Source organism: Xanthomonas chitinilytica, from assembly GCF_026107455.2.
Classification (GTDB): domain Bacteria; phylum Pseudomonadota; class Gammaproteobacteria; order Xanthomonadales; family Xanthomonadaceae; genus Stenotrophomonas; species Stenotrophomonas chitinilytica.
Genome location: NZ_JAPCHY010000010.1, coordinates 42,416 through 58,839, shown reverse-complemented (window position 1 = coordinate 58,839; position 16,424 = coordinate 42,416). Strand labels below are relative to the sequence as shown.

General features: G+C 69.7%; 8 protein-coding genes and 2 pseudogenes. 6 read left to right on the top strand and 4 right to left on the bottom strand.

Annotated elements, in window-relative coordinates; translation table 11 throughout:
• Positions 1 to 202 precede the first annotated feature (202 nt).
• From acs to OK345_RS12030, 4 genes are all read left to right on the top strand, one after another.
• Positions 203 to 2,146 carry an acetate--CoA ligase gene (acs, locus tag OK345_RS12045; protein ID WP_265128226.1) on the top strand — a complete coding sequence of 648 codons (1,944 nt, stop codon included), beginning with the start codon at positions 203 to 205 and terminating at the stop codon, positions 2,144 to 2,146.
• A gap of 102 nt (positions 2,147 to 2,248) precedes the next feature.
• A complete protein-coding gene (locus OK345_RS12040) occupies positions 2,249 to 2,914 on the top strand; it encodes a response regulator transcription factor (RefSeq protein ID WP_265128225.1) in 666 nt (221 codons plus the stop codon).
• Positions 2,915 to 3,475: 561 nt separating this feature from the next.
• The gene (locus tag OK345_RS12035; RefSeq protein ID WP_265128224.1) at positions 3,476 to 4,045 is read left to right on the top strand and encodes a manganese efflux pump MntP; all 570 of its coding nucleotides are present in this window, start codon (positions 3,476 to 3,478) and stop codon (positions 4,043 to 4,045) included.
• A gap of 412 nt (positions 4,046 to 4,457) precedes the next feature.
• Positions 4,458 to 7,280, top strand: a complete 2,823-nt coding sequence (locus tag OK345_RS12030) for an AAA family ATPase (RefSeq protein WP_265128223.1) — start codon at positions 4,458 to 4,460, stop codon at positions 7,278 to 7,280.
• Positions 7,281 to 7,450: 170 nt separating this feature from the next.
• Here OK345_RS12030 and OK345_RS17765 read toward each other — a convergent pair.
• A pseudogene (locus OK345_RS17765) lies at positions 7,451 to 7,765 on the bottom strand (response regulator); the annotation flags it as partial.
• A 2-nt stretch (positions 7,766 to 7,767) separates the two neighbouring features.
• Between OK345_RS17765 and OK345_RS12020 the strand changes: the two are divergent.
• Positions 7,768 to 8,247, top strand: a pseudogene (locus OK345_RS12020) (manganese efflux pump MntP); the annotation flags it as partial.
• 115 nt (positions 8,248 to 8,362) lie between these two features.
• On the opposite strand, the gene OK345_RS12015 reads toward OK345_RS12020, so the two are convergent.
• Together OK345_RS12015 and OK345_RS12010 are read right to left on the bottom strand one after the other, a co-directional pair.
• Positions 8,363 to 11,815 carry a hybrid sensor histidine kinase/response regulator gene (locus tag OK345_RS12015; RefSeq protein ID WP_265128222.1) on the bottom strand — a complete coding sequence of 1,151 codons (3,453 nt, stop codon included), beginning with the start codon at positions 11,813 to 11,815 and terminating at the stop codon, positions 8,363 to 8,365.
• A gap of 60 nt (positions 11,816 to 11,875) precedes the next feature.
• Positions 11,876 to 13,276 (bottom strand): sensor histidine kinase, encoded by a 1,401-nt coding sequence (locus OK345_RS12010; RefSeq protein ID WP_265128221.1) that lies wholly within the window; start codon positions 13,274 to 13,276, stop codon positions 11,876 to 11,878.
• 135 nt (positions 13,277 to 13,411) lie between these two features.
• Between OK345_RS12010 and OK345_RS12005 the strand changes: the two genes are divergently transcribed.
• Positions 13,412 to 15,358, top strand: coding sequence for a GGDEF domain-containing protein (locus OK345_RS12005; protein WP_265128220.1), 1,947 nt, complete (start codon positions 13,412 to 13,414; stop codon positions 15,356 to 15,358).
• A 46-nt stretch (positions 15,359 to 15,404) separates the two neighbouring features.
• On the opposite strand, the gene OK345_RS12000 is transcribed toward OK345_RS12005, so the two are convergent.
• Positions 15,405 to 16,418: an OmpA family protein gene (locus OK345_RS12000; RefSeq protein WP_265128219.1), complete on the bottom strand. Its 1,014-nt coding sequence runs from the start codon at positions 16,416 to 16,418 to the stop codon at positions 15,405 to 15,407.
• Positions 16,419 to 16,424 lie beyond the last annotated feature (6 nt).

The window sequence follows — 16,424 nt, the reverse complement described above, 5'->3', positions numbered from 1 at the left end:
CGCGCTACAGGCACGGTCGGGCCGAGGTTGCGCGTCGCCGGCAAGGGCCGCCATTCGCCATTAGTCGAAGCCGGAGCGGGTTACGACCAAGGTCTAAGCCCGGCCGCGCCTCCGCCCGCGGCGGATGCGGCAAACTGGAGTGGTCTGGCCGCGCGGCATGCTGCGGCCGCACATAAATGTCCAAGTGCAAGGTGAGGGTGCCATGGCTGATATCTATCCCGTCGATCCGCAGTTCGCCGCCAAGGCGCGCATCGACAAGGACCAGTACGAGAAGCTGTACCGCGAATCGGTGGAAGATCCCGATGCTTTCTGGGGCAAGGCGGCCGAACGCCTGGACTGGTTCAAGAAGCCGACGAAGATCAAGAACGTCAGCTACGACCTGCAGGATTTCCGCATCAAGTGGTTCGAGGACGGCGAGCTCAACGCCAGCGTCAACTGCCTGGACCGCCAGCTGGAGAAGCGCGGCGACAAGGTCGCGCTGCTGTTCGAGCCGGACAGCCCGGAGGCCACGGCCAAGGGCGTGACCTATCGCGAGCTGCACGAGCGCGTCTGCCGGCTCGGCAACGCACTGCGCAGCCTCGGCGTGAAGAAGGGCGACCGCGTCACCATCTACCTGCCGATGATCGTCGACGCGGCGGTGGCGATGCTGGCCTGCGCGCGCATCGGCGCGGTGCACTCGGTGGTGTTCGGCGGCTTCGCCCCGAACTCGATCGCCGACCGCGTCGGCGACTGCGGCAGCAAGCTGATCATCACCGCCGACGAGGGCCTGCGCGGCGGCCGCAAGATCCCGCTCAAGGCCAACGTCGACGCCGCACTGAAGCTGCCGGGCACCAATACCGTCGAGACCGTGCTGGTGGTGCGCCACACCGGCGGCGCGGTGGACATGCAGGCCCCGCGCGACCGCTGGTTCCACGACGTGGTCGACAGCCAGCCGGCGCAATGCGAACCCGAGCGCATGAATGCCGAGGACCCGCTGTTCATCCTCTACACCTCCGGTTCCACTGGCAAGCCCAAGGGCGTGCTGCATACCACCGGCGGCTACCTGCTGTACGCGGCCTACACCCACGAGGCGGTGTTCGACCTGCGCGAGGACGACATCTACTGGTGCACCGCCGACGTCGGCTGGGTCACCGGCCACAGCTACATCGTCTACGGCCCGCTGGCCAACGGCGCCACCTCGCTGATGTTCGAGGGCGTGCCCAACTATCCGGACGTGTCGCGCTTCTGGCAGGTCATCGACAAGCACCAGGTCACCATCTTCTATACCGCGCCCACCGCCATCCGCGCGCTGATGCGCGAGGGCGAGGAGCCGGTGAAGAAGACCTCGCGCAGCTCGCTGCGGCTGCTCGGCAGCGTCGGCGAGCCGATCAATCCCGAAGCCTGGCGCTGGTACTACGACGTGGTCGGCGACGGCCGCTGCCCGATCGTGGACACCTGGTGGCAGACCGAGACCGGCGGCATCCTGATCTCGCCGCTGCCCGGCGCCATCGACCTCAAGCCCGGTTCGGCCACGCTGCCGTTCTTCGGCGTGCAGCCGGCTCTGGTCAATGCCGACGGCGAGATCAAGGACGGCGCCACCGAGGGCAACCTGATCCTGCGCGACTCCTGGCCGGGCCAGATGCGCAGCGTCTACGGCGACCATCAGCGCTTCATCGACACCTATTTCCGCACCTACCCGGGCAGCTACTTCACCGGCGACGGCTGCCGCCGCGACGAGGACGGCTACTACTGGATCACCGGCCGCGTCGACGACGTGATCAACGTCTCCGGCCACCGCATCGGCACCGCCGAGGTGGAGAGCGCGCTGGTCTCGCACCCGAAGGTGGCCGAGGCCGCGGTGGTCGGCTTCCCGCACGACATCAAGGGCCAGGGCATCTACGCCTACGTCACCCTGGTGGCCGACGAGCAGCCCAGCGACGAGTTGCAGAAGGAACTGGTGACCTGGGTGCGCAAGGAGATCGGCCCGATCGCCGCGCCCGACCACCTGCAGTGGGCGCCGGGCCTGCCCAAGACCCGCTCGGGCAAGATCATGCGCCGCATCCTGCGCAAGATCGCCGAGAACGCGCCGGACCAGCTCGGCGACACCTCGACCCTGGCCGATCCGTCGGTGGTGGCCTCGCTGGTGGACGAGCGCAAGGTGCGGTAACGGCACTGCCGGCAGGCGGCGGCGCGCGGAGGGAGGGTCCGCGGCCGCCACCTGGCGTGTTCCCCTGTTCCGGTTTTTCCATCCATGTACCAGACTGCCCCCATGCCTACCCTCCTGATTGCCGACGACCACCCCCTGTTCCGCGAGGCCCTGCGCGGCGCGGTGCAGCGGGTGATCCCCGGCGTGCAGCTGTACGAAGCCGACAGCGTCGAGGCGCTGTACGCGCTGGCCGACCAGCACAACGACGCCGACCTGGTGCTGATGGACCTCAACATGCCCGGCGCGCAGGGCTTCAACGCGCTGGTGCACATGCGCGCGCTGCACCCGCAGCTGCCGGTGGTGGTGGTCTCCGCGCGCGAGGAAGCCACGGTGATGCGCCGCGCGCTGGACCACGGCGCGTTCGGCTTCATCCCCAAGTCGGCCGATTCGGACACCATCGGCCAGGCGCTGGGCACCGTGCTCGACGGCGAGCGCTGGGCGCCGCCGGAGGCCCACACCGTGCCGCCCACCGGCGACGAGGAGCGCGAGATCGGCCAGCGCCTGCGCGAACTGACCCCGCAGCAGTTCCGGGTGCTGCAGATGCTCGGCCTGGGCAGCCTCAACAAGCAGATCGCCTACGACCTAGGCGTCTCCGAAGCCACCATCAAGGCCCACGTCACCGCGATCCTGCGCAAGCTCGGCGTCACCAACCGCACCCAGGCGGTGTTGATGGCCGGCAAGCTGGCAATCGACGAGGACGCCATCGTGCTGCCGCCGGAAGAGGACTGAGCCGCTCCTGCACCGGCGCGGCCATGGCGTCGGTGCGAGCGGCACGCTTCCCTGCCGCCGGCCGTTGCCGGACCGGGCGATGCTGCCGACATGCACCGCCCCCGCTGTGCCGCGACGATGCACGTCCTCGCCGTCCAGGCCAGGCGACCGACGCGGCGCCGCGTTCCGGCCGACATCCGCGCCACAGGCCGAGCGCTTGGCCACACAACAGAACCATCGACGATCGCCGTCCGACGGACCGCCACCGCACCTTCGCGCGGATGCGGCGAAACGTCCGCGAGCATGCCCGCGAACACTGCGGCATAGCCAGCGCTATGAATCGAAGCTGGGCCTGCACGTGCGCTAAAAAAGCGCAATCGCCGCATTTCGCGGCGTATCATGCGCGTCCCCTTGGGGAGTAGCCTGCTTCCTGCTCCAGGAAGCGCCCACGTCAACATGCTCGGCCAGTGCGCCGTGGCGTGGGCAGCCAGACCGGTTGGCGAGACCAGCGGCACGCGTGCGCAACGACAGGTTGGGCGCGTGCGCGTGCTGTCCGCATCCGCTCGACCTGTACTGCCTGCGATGTCCCTGCTTTCCATCCTGTTGATCGGTTTCGCCATGTCCACCGATGCCTTCGCCGCGGCGATCGGCAAGGGCGCGGCGATGCGCACTCCCCGGCTGCCCGATGCGCTGCGCGCCGGCCTGGTCTTCGGCGTCATCGAAGGCGTCACCCCGGTGATCGGCTGGTTGCTGGGCCGCGCCGCCTCCAGCTACGTCGAGGCCTTCGACCACTGGATCGCCTTCGGCCTGCTGTGCGCGCTCGGCACCCACATGATCGTCGCCGGGCTCAGGCCCGACGATGCCGAAGACGATTCCCCGGCGCGCCATGGCCTGCTGGCACTGGCGACCACCGGTTTCGCCACCAGCATCGACGCGATGGCGGTGGGCGTGAGCCTGGCCTTCCTCGACGTGCACATCGGCGTGATCGCGGCGGTGATCGGCCTGTGCACGCTGGTCATGGTCACCGTCGGCATCATGCTCGGACGCATGCTGGGCGCGCTGGTGGGCAAGCGTGCCGAGATCGTCGGCGGGGTGATCCTGATCCTGGTCGGCAGCACCATCCTGTACGAACACCTGCAAGCTGCGACATAACGCCTCACGGCCCGAAGCAAGTGCCGGGGATATGGCTCCGACCTACCTCAACCGGCATGGCAGACATCCCCTGTCAGCTTCCACGATAGCGGAGCCTGCTCCGCTGGCGGCCGCCCTCATCATGGCTATTCAATGAAGATCCGAACAGTTTGCTGGAAATGGCCGGAGATATGACCGGCCTCACGAAGTCTGCACCGCAACCGTTGTGATAACGTCATGGCCTTTCCCGTCGTCCACAACGACGGGCACCATGCCTAGGGGGAGGCGCTCGCGTATGGCTGTGATCGAGGTCAAGACGGGATTTTTCGGCGGACTCAGCCTGTCCAGCGCGCTGGCAAAAGCTCAACCAGGGGACGAGATCGTGTTGCCCCCGGGCCGACACGCCCATCCTGCTGGCCGGATCGACAAGGCAGTGGTTCTGCGCGCCGCATCGTCCTCCAACGACACCTTCGTCATCAGCCGGCTGACCATCGCCGCTCCGGCAATACTGCGCAATCTCACTGTGACCATGCCACCCGGGGCGGACGGAGCGATCATCAGCGTGATGCCGCAGGCCGGGCTGAACCTGGAGCAGTGCGTGCTGACGGGCGACGGCACCGGGGTGTACGCCAAGCGGGCAAGCGGGCTGGCGATCCGCGCCTGCCGGTTCTGGCAACTCAACGGCAACGGCATCCTCGCACGCGAGACGCCGCTGGCGGTGGACAACTGCGTATTCGAACAGGTTCGGTTGCCGGCGGTGGCGGTCTCGGAAGGGACCACGGCAGGCATCGGCAAGTGCCGGTTCAAGGCCGTCAAAGCCGCGCTGCTGGTCGACGAGGGCATCGCGTGCACTCTGGCCGACAGCGACATCACCGCCTGCGTCGATGGGGCGGTGCAGGTACAGGGGGCTGGCAGCCACCTGTCGATGCGCTCGACCACGATCCACGAGACCACAAGCAATGCGCTCATGGTCAGTGCCGGCGCCACCCTGCAGGCCGAGGATTGCCGGTTCTCCGCCTGTGGCGGGGATAATTGCCCGGCCATGCACTTCGGCGAGCAGACGCACGGTGAACTGCACCGCTGCACCGTCGATGGCACGCCATCGTCGGGCCTGTACGTGGTGGACGGGTCGCGTGTCGCAGCCGGTGACTGCAGCTTCGCCGACTGCGACGACAATGCGGTCGAGACCCAGGATGGCGGCTCGATCGTGCTCACCGGATGCACCTTCCGCGACAACCGGCCCAACGACGTGCTGTGCGACTCCGATGCGTCGGCCAGGCTGATCGACTGCCACCCGGATGGCGCGATCAAGGTGTTCGGCAAAGTGCAGGTAGAGGCAGGGAATACCGGCCGGGTGGTTCAGGTGGCCGGCGTGCAACGCTCGGCGCTGCACGAGGTGCGGATCCCGCCCCTGCCGGACGGCATTGACCAGTGCGTGCTCGCCAGCTGGCACAAACGTGCCGGCGATGCGGTTCGCTCGGGCGAGGTGCTGGTCGATCTGGAAACCGACAAGGTCGTGCTGGAGGTGCCCTCCCCGGCCGATGGAGTGCTGGAGTCGCTGGCGTTCGAGGAAGGCGACAGCGTGGCCAGCGGTCAGGTACTGGCGCGGATCCAGACGGGCGCCGCCGTGTCGACGGTACCGTCACCGGCCGACGACGGCGACGCGCTGGCCGAACTCGACGCCCTGATCGGCCTGGACGGAGTCAAGGCCGAGATCCGCAAACTGGTGAACCTGGTGAAAGTGCAGGAGCGACGCCGCGCACAGGGGCTGCCGGTGCCGCCGGTGTCCTTGCACATGGTATTCACCGGCAACCCCGGCACCGGCAAAACCACCGTGGCGCGGCTGGTCGGCCGGATCTACCGCCAACTCGGCCTGCTCGACAAGGGCCACTTGGTCGAGGTTGACCGCGGCCAACTGGTTGCCGGCTACGTCGGCCAAACCGCGCCGCAAACCCAGGAGGCGGTGGAACGCGCGCAGGGTGGAATCCTGTTCATCGACGAGGCCTACACTCTGTCCGAGGGCGAGGACAGCTTCGGCCAGGAGGCCATCGACACCCTGCTCAAGGCAATGGAGGATCGGCGCGACCACTTCTCGGTGATCGTGGCCGGCTACACCGCGCAGATGCGCCGCTTCGTGGCCTCCAACCCGGGCCTGGAATCACGCTTCACCCGCTACGTGGAATTCGACGACTACGATCCTGCCGCCCTGCTGGCGATCCTCGACCGGCAATTGCAGACGCACCATTTCAGGGCGACCCCCGGCGCGCGCGAGAAGATCACGCGGGTGGTGAACGAGATGCACCGCACCCGCGACCGCAACTTCGGCAACGCGCGCGCGATCCGACGGCTGTTCGAGGAGATCCTAGAGAAGCAAGCCGAGCGCCTGGCCGGGCAGGACGATGCCGACGCCGCCGAACTGCTGGAGGAAGACATTCCCGGCGGCGCATCCGCGGCGGTGGCCATCGACCTCGACGGGACGATGCGCCGGCTGGAGCAGATGATCGGGCTGGAAGGGGTGAAGTCCGAAGTGCGCAAGCTGGTCAGCCTGACCAGGGCCAACCAGCGGCGCCTCAGCGAGGGCGGCAGGGCGCAGCCGGTGTCGCTGCACTTGGTATTCAGCGGCAACCCAGGTACCGGCAAGACCACCGTGGCCCGGCTGATCGGTGAGATCTATGCCGCTCTAGGATTGTTGCGCAAGGGGCATGTGGTGGAAGTAGATCGCAGCGGCCTGGTCGCCGGCCACGTCGGCCAGACCGCGCTCAAGACACAGGAGGTGGTCCGCGAGGCGCTCGACGGCGTGCTGTTCGTCGATGAGGCCTATGCCCTGTCGCAGGGCGGCGGGCAGGATTTCGGCCAGGAGGCCATCGACACCCTGCTCAAGGCGATGGAGGATCATCGCGAGCGGCTGTGCGTGGTGGTCGCCGGCTACACCACGCAGATGCGGGGTTTCATCGCCTCCAACCCCGGGCTGGCCTCGCGCTTCACCCGCATGGTGGAGTTCGACGACTACGGCCCCGAGGAACTGGCGGGAATCCTGCTCAGGTTCTTCGAGGACGCCGGCTTCGTGCTGACCGACGCAGCGCGGGACGCCGCCGCCGAACTGATGGTGGTGCTGCACCGCAACCGCGACGGGCACTTCGGCAACGCGCGCGCGGTTCGCCAGGTGTTCGAGCGCGCGATCGAGCGCCAGGCCGAGCGCCTCGCCGCAAACGAGTCGGCACAGGCCAGCCTGATCGAGGCCGACGACCTGCGTTGAGCCGGCCGTTCGTTGAGTCCCGCAGATCGGGGCTACGCCTCTTCAGCCAAGTCGCATGTGGAACAGGCGTAGGTGAATGCAAATCCCCAACCTGCCGCCACAAGCATGGCACCCGTTGCCAACACCCTCGTAACCTCGACCTGAACCCACTCCTGCGACAAGCACGGCGGCTACCGCACCGCAGTCAGGAAGGCGCGCAGCGAGGCCGGCTTGACCGGCTTGGTCAGCACCCGGTAGCCGCGCTCGCGCGCCTGCCGCTTCAGTTCGTCGCGGCCATCGGCGGTGAGCAGCGCGCCGGGCAGCGGCCGGCCGCCTCGCGCAGCGCCACCAGCGCGTCCAGGCCGTCCATGCGGTCGTGCAGGTGGAAGTCCACCAGCATCACGTCCGGCCGCTCGGACAGCTTCCGCAGCGCCATGTCCACGGTGCTGGCGGCGATCACCTGCACCTGCCAGCGGCCGAGCAGCGCGCATGCTGTCGAGGATCTCCCCCGCGGCTGCCCGATGCGCTGCGCGCCGGCCTGGTCTTCGGCGTCATCGAAGGCGTCACCCCGGTGATCGGCTGGTTGCTGGGCCGCGCCGCCTCCAGCTACGTCGAGGCCTTCGACCACTGGATCGCCTTCGGCCTGCTGTGCGCGCTCGGCACCCACATGATCGTCGCCGGGCTCAGGCCCGACGATGCCGAAGACGATTCCCCGGCGCGCCATGGCCTGCTGGCACTGGCGACCACCGGTTTCGCCACCAGCATCGACGCGATGGCGGTGGGCGTGAGCCTGGCCTTCCTCGACGTGCACATCGGCGTGATCGCGGCGGTGATCGGCCTGTGCACGCTGGTCATGGTCACCGTCGGCATCATGCTCGGAAGTATGCTGGGCGCGCTGGTGGGCAAGCGTGCCGAGATCGTCGGCGGGGTGATCCTGATCCTGGTCGGCAGCACCATCCTGTACGAACACCTGAACCCGGTCGCGTAGAACCGCGATCCGGAATCCGGGACCTGTAGAGCCGAGCTTGCTCGGCTGGAGCTTGCTCGGCTGGGGCATTGCCGGGAAAGCCCAGCCGAGCAAGCTCGGCTCTACGGATATCGAATCATGCGTCCCGCCCCTTCAACGGGTCGTGGAACGCAGTCAGGAAGGCGCGCAGCGAGGCCGGCTTGACCGGCTTGGTCAGCACCCGGTAGCCGCGCTCGCGCGCCAGCCGCTTCAGTTCGTCGCGGCCGTCGGCGGTGAGCAGCGCGCCGGGCAGCGGCCGGCCCGCCGCCTCGCGCAGCGCCACCAGCGCATCCAGGCCGTCCAGGCGATCGTGCAGGTGGTAATCCACCAGCATCACGTCCGGCTGTTCGACCAGTTTCTGCAGCGCCATGTCCACGGTGCTGGCGGCGATCACCTGCACCTGCCAGCGGCCGAGCAGCGCGCGCATGCCGTCGAGGATCTCCTGGTCGTTGTCCACGCACAGCACCCGCAGCCCGGCCAGCGAATCGCCGCTGGACAGCGCCGGCGACCGTGCGGCCACCGGCCGGCTCGGCAGCGGCGCCACCTTCGGCAGGCTGATCGAGAACATGCTGCCGCGGCCGACGATGCTGCGCGCATTGAGGCCGTGGCCGAGCAGGCGCGAGATGCGCTGGCAGATCGACAGGCCCAGGCCCAGGCCCTGCTCGCCCCAGTCGAACGGCTGCTGGTAGCGGTGGAACTCGTCGAAGATCTGCCGCATGTGGTGTTCGGGAATGCCCGGGCCGGTGTCCCACACCTGCAGTTCCACCTGCTCGCCGCGGACCCGCAGCGCCAGCACGATGCGGCCGGCGCGGGTGTAGCGCAGCGCGTTGGCCATGAAGTTCTGCAGCACCCGGCGCAGCAGCCGGCGGTCGCTGCGTACCCAGGCCTGGCGCGCGAACACGTGCAGGCGCAGGCCGCGGCCGGCGGCCACCGGGGTGTACTGCGCGGCCAGCTCGTGCATCAGCACGCTGGCGTCGAAATCCTCCAGGGTCGGATGCAGGCCGCCGGCGTCGAGCCGCGACACGTCGAGCAGGCCGTCGAGCAGTTCCTCGGCCGCGCGCAGCGAGGCGTCGACGCGCTCGGCCAGGTGGCGCTGCTCCTCGTTGTCGTGCTGGCTGTCGCGCAGCGCCGAGGCGAACAGCCGCGCGGCGTTGAGCGGCTGCAGCACGTCGTGGCTGATCGCGGCCAGGAAGCGGGTCTTGGACTGCTGCGCGGCCTCGGCCGCGTGCGAGCGCTCGGCCACGCGCTGTTCGAGGGTCTCGTTGGCCTCCAGCAGCGCCTTCTCGGCACGCTTGTAGTCGGTGATGTCGTTGTAGCTGGTGACGTAGCCGCCGCCCGGCAGCGCCTGTCCACGCAGCTCGATCACCTTGCCGTCGGCGCGGGTGCGCTCGAACACGTGCGGCGAGCCGGCGCGCATGTAGCGGATGCGGCGGGCGATCTGCACCTCGATGTCGCCCTCGCCCAGCTCGCCGCGCTCGGCGTTGTAGCGGATCAGGTCGGCCACCGGCCGGCCGACGTAGAGCATGCCGTCGGGATAGTCGAACATCTGCTGGTAGCGGCGGTTCCAGGCGGTCAGGCGCATGTCCGGATCGACCACGCTGACCCCGGCGCTGATGTTCTCCAGCGTGGTCGACAGGATCTCGCGGTTGAAGCGCAGTTCCTGCCCGGCCTCGTCCAGCACCGCCACCACTTCGCCCAGGTCCATGCCCGAGCCGCGCAGCAGGCTGGTCAGCAGCAGCCGCGCCGAGGCCGCGCCGATCGAGGCGGCCAGCAGGCGCTCGGTGAACTGCACCCACAGGCGGTCGGCCGCGGCCGAGGACTGCAGCTCGCGTTCGAGCAGCTGCGCCTGTTCCTGGAAGGCGCGGCGGGCATGGCGCTCGCCGACCACGCGCACCGCCAGCGCCAGCAGGTCGCCGACCTGCACGTGCCCGGGCCAGCCGCCGGCCACCACCGGGCGCTGCGCGTAGGGCTCCAGGAACGGCGCCGCGCGCAGGCGCTCGGCCACGCCGGGCCGCCAGCGCGCCGACACCACCATCATCGTGAAGGCGTTGACCAGCAGCGACCAGAACGTGCCGTGGGTCAGCGGATCCCAGCCGGTCAAGCCGAACAGCTGCTGCGGCCGCAGCCAGGAGAGGCCGAACGGACCGTTGCGCAACCAGCCCGAATCGATCCAGCCACCCTGGGTCAGGGTCGGCAGCAGCAGCGTGTATACCCACACCGCGAAGCCGAGCACCATGCCGGCCTCGACCCCGCGGCGGCTGGCGCCGCGCCAGTACAGGCCGCCGATCAGCCCTGGCGCGAACTGCGCCACCGCCGCGAACGCCATCAGCCCGTACGACGCCAGCGAGCTGTCGTTGCTGCTGCTGCGGTAGTAGCCGTAGGCGGCCAGCGCCAGCAGCAGGATCGCCAGGCGGCGGATCCACAGCACCCGCGAGGCGACGTCGGCCGCTTCCTGGTGGTCGCCGGAGCGGCGCAGCAGCACCGGCATCACCAGGTCGTTGCTGATCATCGTCGCCAGCGCGATGGAGGACACGATGACCATGCCGGTGGCGGCGGAGAAGCCGCCGATGTAGGCCACCAGCGCCAGCGCGGTGCGGCCTTCGGCCAGCGGCAGCGCCAGCACCATGGCGTCGTCGGCCACCAGCCCGCTGGCGCCGAACAGGGTGACGCCGGCGGTGGCGATCGGCAGCACCATCGCCGAGATGATCACCAGGTAGCCGCCGAACAGCCAGCGCGCGCGGCGCACGTCGCCGACGTCGCCGCACTCGACCACCGCCACGTGGAACTGGCGCGGCAGGCAGATGATGGCGAGGAAACTGAGCAGGGTCTGCGACACCAGCCCCACCGGCGGGGTGTGCTGGAACAGCGTGCGCACCGACTCGCCGACCGCCGCGGTGCGGTCGCTCAGCCACAGGTAGGCGAACAGGCCCACCGCCACCATCGCCACCAGCTTGATCATCGATTCCAGCGCGATCGCCAGCATCATGCCGTGGTGGTGCTCGGTGGCATCCACCTGGCGGGTGCCGAACAGGGTGGCGAACAGCGCCATCAGCAGCGCCACGTACAGCGCCGGGTCGGTGAAGAAGCCGCTGCCGGCGCTGGAGTCGCCGGCCAGCACCTGCAGGCTCATCGCCACCGCCTTGTACTGCAGCGCCAGGTAGGGAATCACCCCGATCAGCGCGATCAGCGCCACCAGCGCCGCCAGCCGCCGCGAACGGCCGTAGCGCGAGGAGATGAAGTCGGCGATCGACACCACGTTCTCGCTGCGCGCGATCAGCGCCAGCCGCTCGATGATGCGCCAACCGAACAGCAGCAGCAGGATCGGCCCGAGATAGATCGGCAGGTAGCCCACGCCATGGCGCACCGCGGTGCCGACCGCGCCGTAGAACGTCCACGACGAGCAGTACACCGCCAATGCCAGGCTGTAGACCGCCGGGCGCAGCCATGGCCGGTCCGGGTACATCGGGCGACGGTCGCCCCACCACGCCACGCCGAACAGCAGCGCAGCGTAGCCGATCGACACCAGCAGCAGGATCCAGCTAGAAACCACGGATATGTTTCCGGACGGGCCGGGCGCAGTGTAGCCGCTACCGTACGCGTGCCATCGCGCTCAGCCGAGAACGGTGGGCAGCGGCCGCGCCGGCAGCCGCAGGCGGAAGCAGGCGCCCTGCCCGGGTGCGCTGTCCACCGTGATCCGGCCGCCGGCGGCGGTCACCAGGTTGGCGGTGACCGCCAGGCCCAGGCCGGTGCCCTGGCCGCTGGGCTTGGTGGTGAAGAACGGTTCCAGGCAGCGCGCGCGCACCTCCTCGCTCATGCCATGGCCGCTGTCGCACACCTCGATGTGCAGTTCGGCGCGCGGCTCCGGGTACGACAGCGACAGCCGGAAGCGGCCGCCCTCGGGCATCGCCTGCTGCGCGTTGGCGGCCAGGCTCAGCAGGATCAGCTCCAGCTGCGCCGGATCGAAGTGGATCTGGCAGCGCACGCCGCCGGTATCCAGCTCGAACGCCACCTTCGCATCGAACAGCTGGCGCAGCATCGGCTCCATCGCCGCGACGGTCGCCGCGGCATCGAGCAGCTGCGGCCGGGCCACTTCCTGGCGGCTGAAATCCAGCAACCGCCGGGTCACCGCCGACGCCCGCCGCGCGGCCGATTCCACGCCCTGCAGCGCCGCCTTCAGTTCGGCCGGGTCGTCGCTGCGACGGCCCTTGCCGGCATAGCCCATGATCAGCGCCAGCAGGTGGTTGAAATCGTGGGCCACGCCGCTGGCCAGCCGCCCCACGTTCTCGATCTTCAGCGCGTGCACCAGCTGCTCGCGCGAACGCTCCTTCTCCTGCATTTCCAGCTGCAGCTCGTCGCGCTTGCGCGCCAGGTCGTTGCCACGCCGCTGCGCGGTACGCAGGCTCTCGCGCAGCGAGGACATCGACTGGTCGAGCACGAAGGCGGCCATCAGCACGCCGAAGCCGGCCAGGGCCAGGTCCAGCAGCGCCGCCGCCACCCGGTTCGGGTAGTAGAAGCCGGCGGCGGCATCGGACCAGGCCCCAACCGCCAGCAGCGCCGACAGCCAGAGCGCCGCCAGCCACAACGCGCGCCGGCCCAGCAAGGCACCGGCCAGCAGCACCGGCAGCAGTTGCAGCAGCAATCCCTGTAGCTGCGCGCGCAGGCCCCAGTAGCCGTAGGCCACCGACATCAGCAGCAGGTCGACCAGCACGAACAGCGCCGCGGCCAGTTGCAGCCGGCGCCGGCGCAGCAGCTGCAGCGACACCACGCACACCAGCATGCCGCCCAGGGTCAGCGCCAGCATCGTCCGGTCCAGCTGCGCGCCCAGCCGCCAGCCGGCCCACAGCAGCATGACCAACTGGTAGGCGAGCACCAGCAGCAGCAAGCGGCGCAGCATCGATATCCCGCGCTTGTCCACGACGTCGGCCGCGGCCGGCGCGCGCCACCAGGCCGGGCGCGGCGCGAACACGGCGGGATCGGCGGAAGCATCCCGCCGGGGGTCGGTAAGGGGCATCACTCGGGGTCCCGGCGGCATCGGGGTGCCGCCCATGTTCTTGAACAACGCTATATTACGGGTCATCCGCAGCCGCGATGCCCATGCCGCTGTTGCCTCGCGGAACCGTTCCATCGACCGGAAATGCCAGCCTCCATGCCTTTTCCCCCGATCGCCGCGCGCTCCCGCCGGCTGTTGCTCTGCCTTGTCGTGCTCATGGCCGGCCATGCCCACGGTCAACCCGTCGCCGGCAGCAGCCGCCTGATGGAGCAGGTGAGGCGCTGCCATTCGGTCCTGCACGGCGCGCCGCCCCAGGCCCTGGCCATCGCCGACGAGCTGCTGGCGGCATCGCCGCTGCCGCCGTCGGTGGAGATCGGGGCGGTCAGCTGCCGCGGCTTCGCCCAGCAGTTGCTGGGCCAGGGCGGCGCCAGCCTGGCCTCGGCCGCACGCCTGCGCGCACTGATGGATACCCCGGAGCTGCCGTCGACGGACCGCAGCCAGGCCTCGCAGATGGCCGCCGTGCTGCTGCAGCGCAACGGCCAGACCCAGGAAGGCCTGGAGCTGCTCGAGGCACTGCTGGAACGGAGCATCGCCGAGGCCGACCTCAACCTGCAGATCAACGCGCTGATCGGCATCGCGCTGATCCGCGCCGAGCAGATGGACGACCCGGAGGGCGCGCTGCGCTACATGGAACAGGCGATCCGGCTGTCGGACCACCTCAAGCGGCCACCGGTGCCGCAGGACATGATGCTGCATTACAACTACGGCTACACCCTGCTCAACCTCAAGCGCTACGACGAGGCCGGCAAGGCGTTCGCCCGTGCCCAGGCCATCGCCGTCCGGGTGCCGAACCAGGACATCCTGCTGCACCGCATCCGCAGCCACCGTGCCGAGGTGCTGCGCATCGAAGGGCAGAGCGAAGCAGCCCGGGCCGGGTTCGTGGCGATCCTGCCCTGGCAGGAGAAGAACGATCCGCTGGGCCAGGTGGTGACCCTGCAGCGGCTGGCACGGATCGAGCTGGAACAGGGCGGAACGGAGGCCGCGCTGGCGCGTGCCGAGCAGGCGCTGGCGGTGGCCGAACCCGGCAAGTACCCGGAAGGCGTGCGCGACAGCCTGGACCTGCTGGCCGAGATCCACACCGTGCTGGGCAATGCCGCGCAGGCCCGCGACTACCTGCGCCAGGCCCGGCAGATCGACCAGGGGCGGATGAAGGGCGACAGCCTCAACCGCCTGGCCAGGCTGCAGGCCAGGGCGGAACAGGCACTGGACCCGGTGCGGATCAACGCCAGCCAGGAAGCCAACCGCGACCGGCTGCTGCGCAATGCCGCCCTCGCCGCCCTGGGCGTTCTGCTGCTGGGCGGCGGCGGCGCGTACCTGCGCATGCGCCGCCAGCAGCGGCGGCTGCGCCAGCTGGGCACCACCGATGCGCTGACCGGACTGCCGAACCGGCGCGAGGCCGAGCGCCTGCTGCAGGCCGCCACCTCAGCACCCGCCGGCGACAACCGCAGCGCGGTGCTGCTGCTGGAAGTGGACGGCTTCAAGGCGCTCAACGACCAGCACGGGCATGCCGCCGGCGACCTGCTGCTGCGCGCGGTGGCCGACAGCCTGCGCCAGGGCTGCGACCAGCACGACCTGCTGGCCCGCTGGAGCGGTGCCACGTTCCTGATGGTGCGCCACGACACCTCGTCGGCCGCCGCGTTCGCGCTGGCCGGGCATCTGCGCCGTTGCATCGAACGCCTGCAGGTGGAAATCGGCCATGACCAGCACCTCACCCTGACGGTGTCGATCGGCGTGGCGTCCTACCCGCTGTTCCCCGGCGGGCGCATGCGCCCGGACGATGCCCTGCGCGCGACCAGCCGCGCGCTGCAGGTGGCGCGGCGCAGCGGACAAAATGCCTGGGCGGGACTGTGGGGGCTGGCCGCCGGTCGCGATGTCGACCACTACAGCGTCCTCCGCGACCCCGAACAGGCGCTGGCGCAGGGCTGGATCATGATCAGCGGTGACCGCCCGATGTCGTGGTCGCCGCCCCGCGGCGACGGAGCGCCGCCGACGGCGGTGGTGCCGCCACGGTCCGGCGGTGCCGTCCGCGGCGATCGCTCCTGATCCGTCCGCCGCGGGTGCGCATGCCGCCGCACCCGCAGGACCGCGCTCACTCCCCCAGCTCGAAACGCACCTCGACCCGACGGTTGGGCAGCAGGCATTCCAGCAGCGCCGCACGCGGCTTGACGCCTTCGCACTGCTGCACCTGCTGGGTGTCGCCGCGGTACTCGTAGCGGATGCTGTCCGGGTCGATGCCGCGGCCGATCAGCAGTTCGCGCACGGTCTGCGCGCGCCGCTGCGACAGGCCCTGGTTGTAGTCGTAGCCACGTCCCTGCATGCGGTCGGCGTGGCCGACCAGCGCCACCCCGGCCAGCTTCAGCTGCTCGCCCTCGATGGTCGCCAGCGCACGGTCCACGCTCTCCAGCGAGTAGGTGCGGATGTCGCGGTACTGGTCGCGGTCGAACTCGAACAGCACGTTGGCGATCAGCGGGCCGAGCGGCGCCGCCGGTGCGGCAGGGCCGACGTCGCACTGGCGCGCCAGCGCCTCGGCCTCGTTGACCAGGTCCTCGGCGATCTGGATGTAGGGCTTGGAATGGCGCCACTGCTGCTGGTTGAACTCGTTGCCGGCATGCACCAGCTCGACCTCGCCGCAGGCCACCTTCTGCTGCGCGCAGGCGAAGCCCGGGGTGCCGTGGATCACCCGCAGGCGCTGCCACAGGTCGTCGCGCAGGTACTTGGCGCCGTTGACCAGCGGGGTGTCGGTGGGAATCGGCGCCACGCCGTTCTCCATGTCCACGATCAGTTTCTCCGACTCGGTCAGCGCCTGCTGCGGGAAGGCGCTGCGGTCGTTGCGGGTGTACTCGTGGAACGACACGTCCAGCCAGCACTGGGCCTTGGACAGGTGGTAGTCGCGGATCGGACGGCCGCCGTCGTTGAGCGCCTGGATGCGGCCCTGGGTGGCTTCGTAGCCCTGCAGGTCGGCATGGATCGCCTCGTCGGTGATGCGCTTTTCCTGCGGCTGCAGCCGGGTCTGCTGGGCGCCGGCGGCGCCGGCCAGGCCGGCCAGGAGGGCGCTGGCCAGCAGCGTGCGGGACAGGCGGATACGGGTATGCGAAAGAGTCATCGGGTC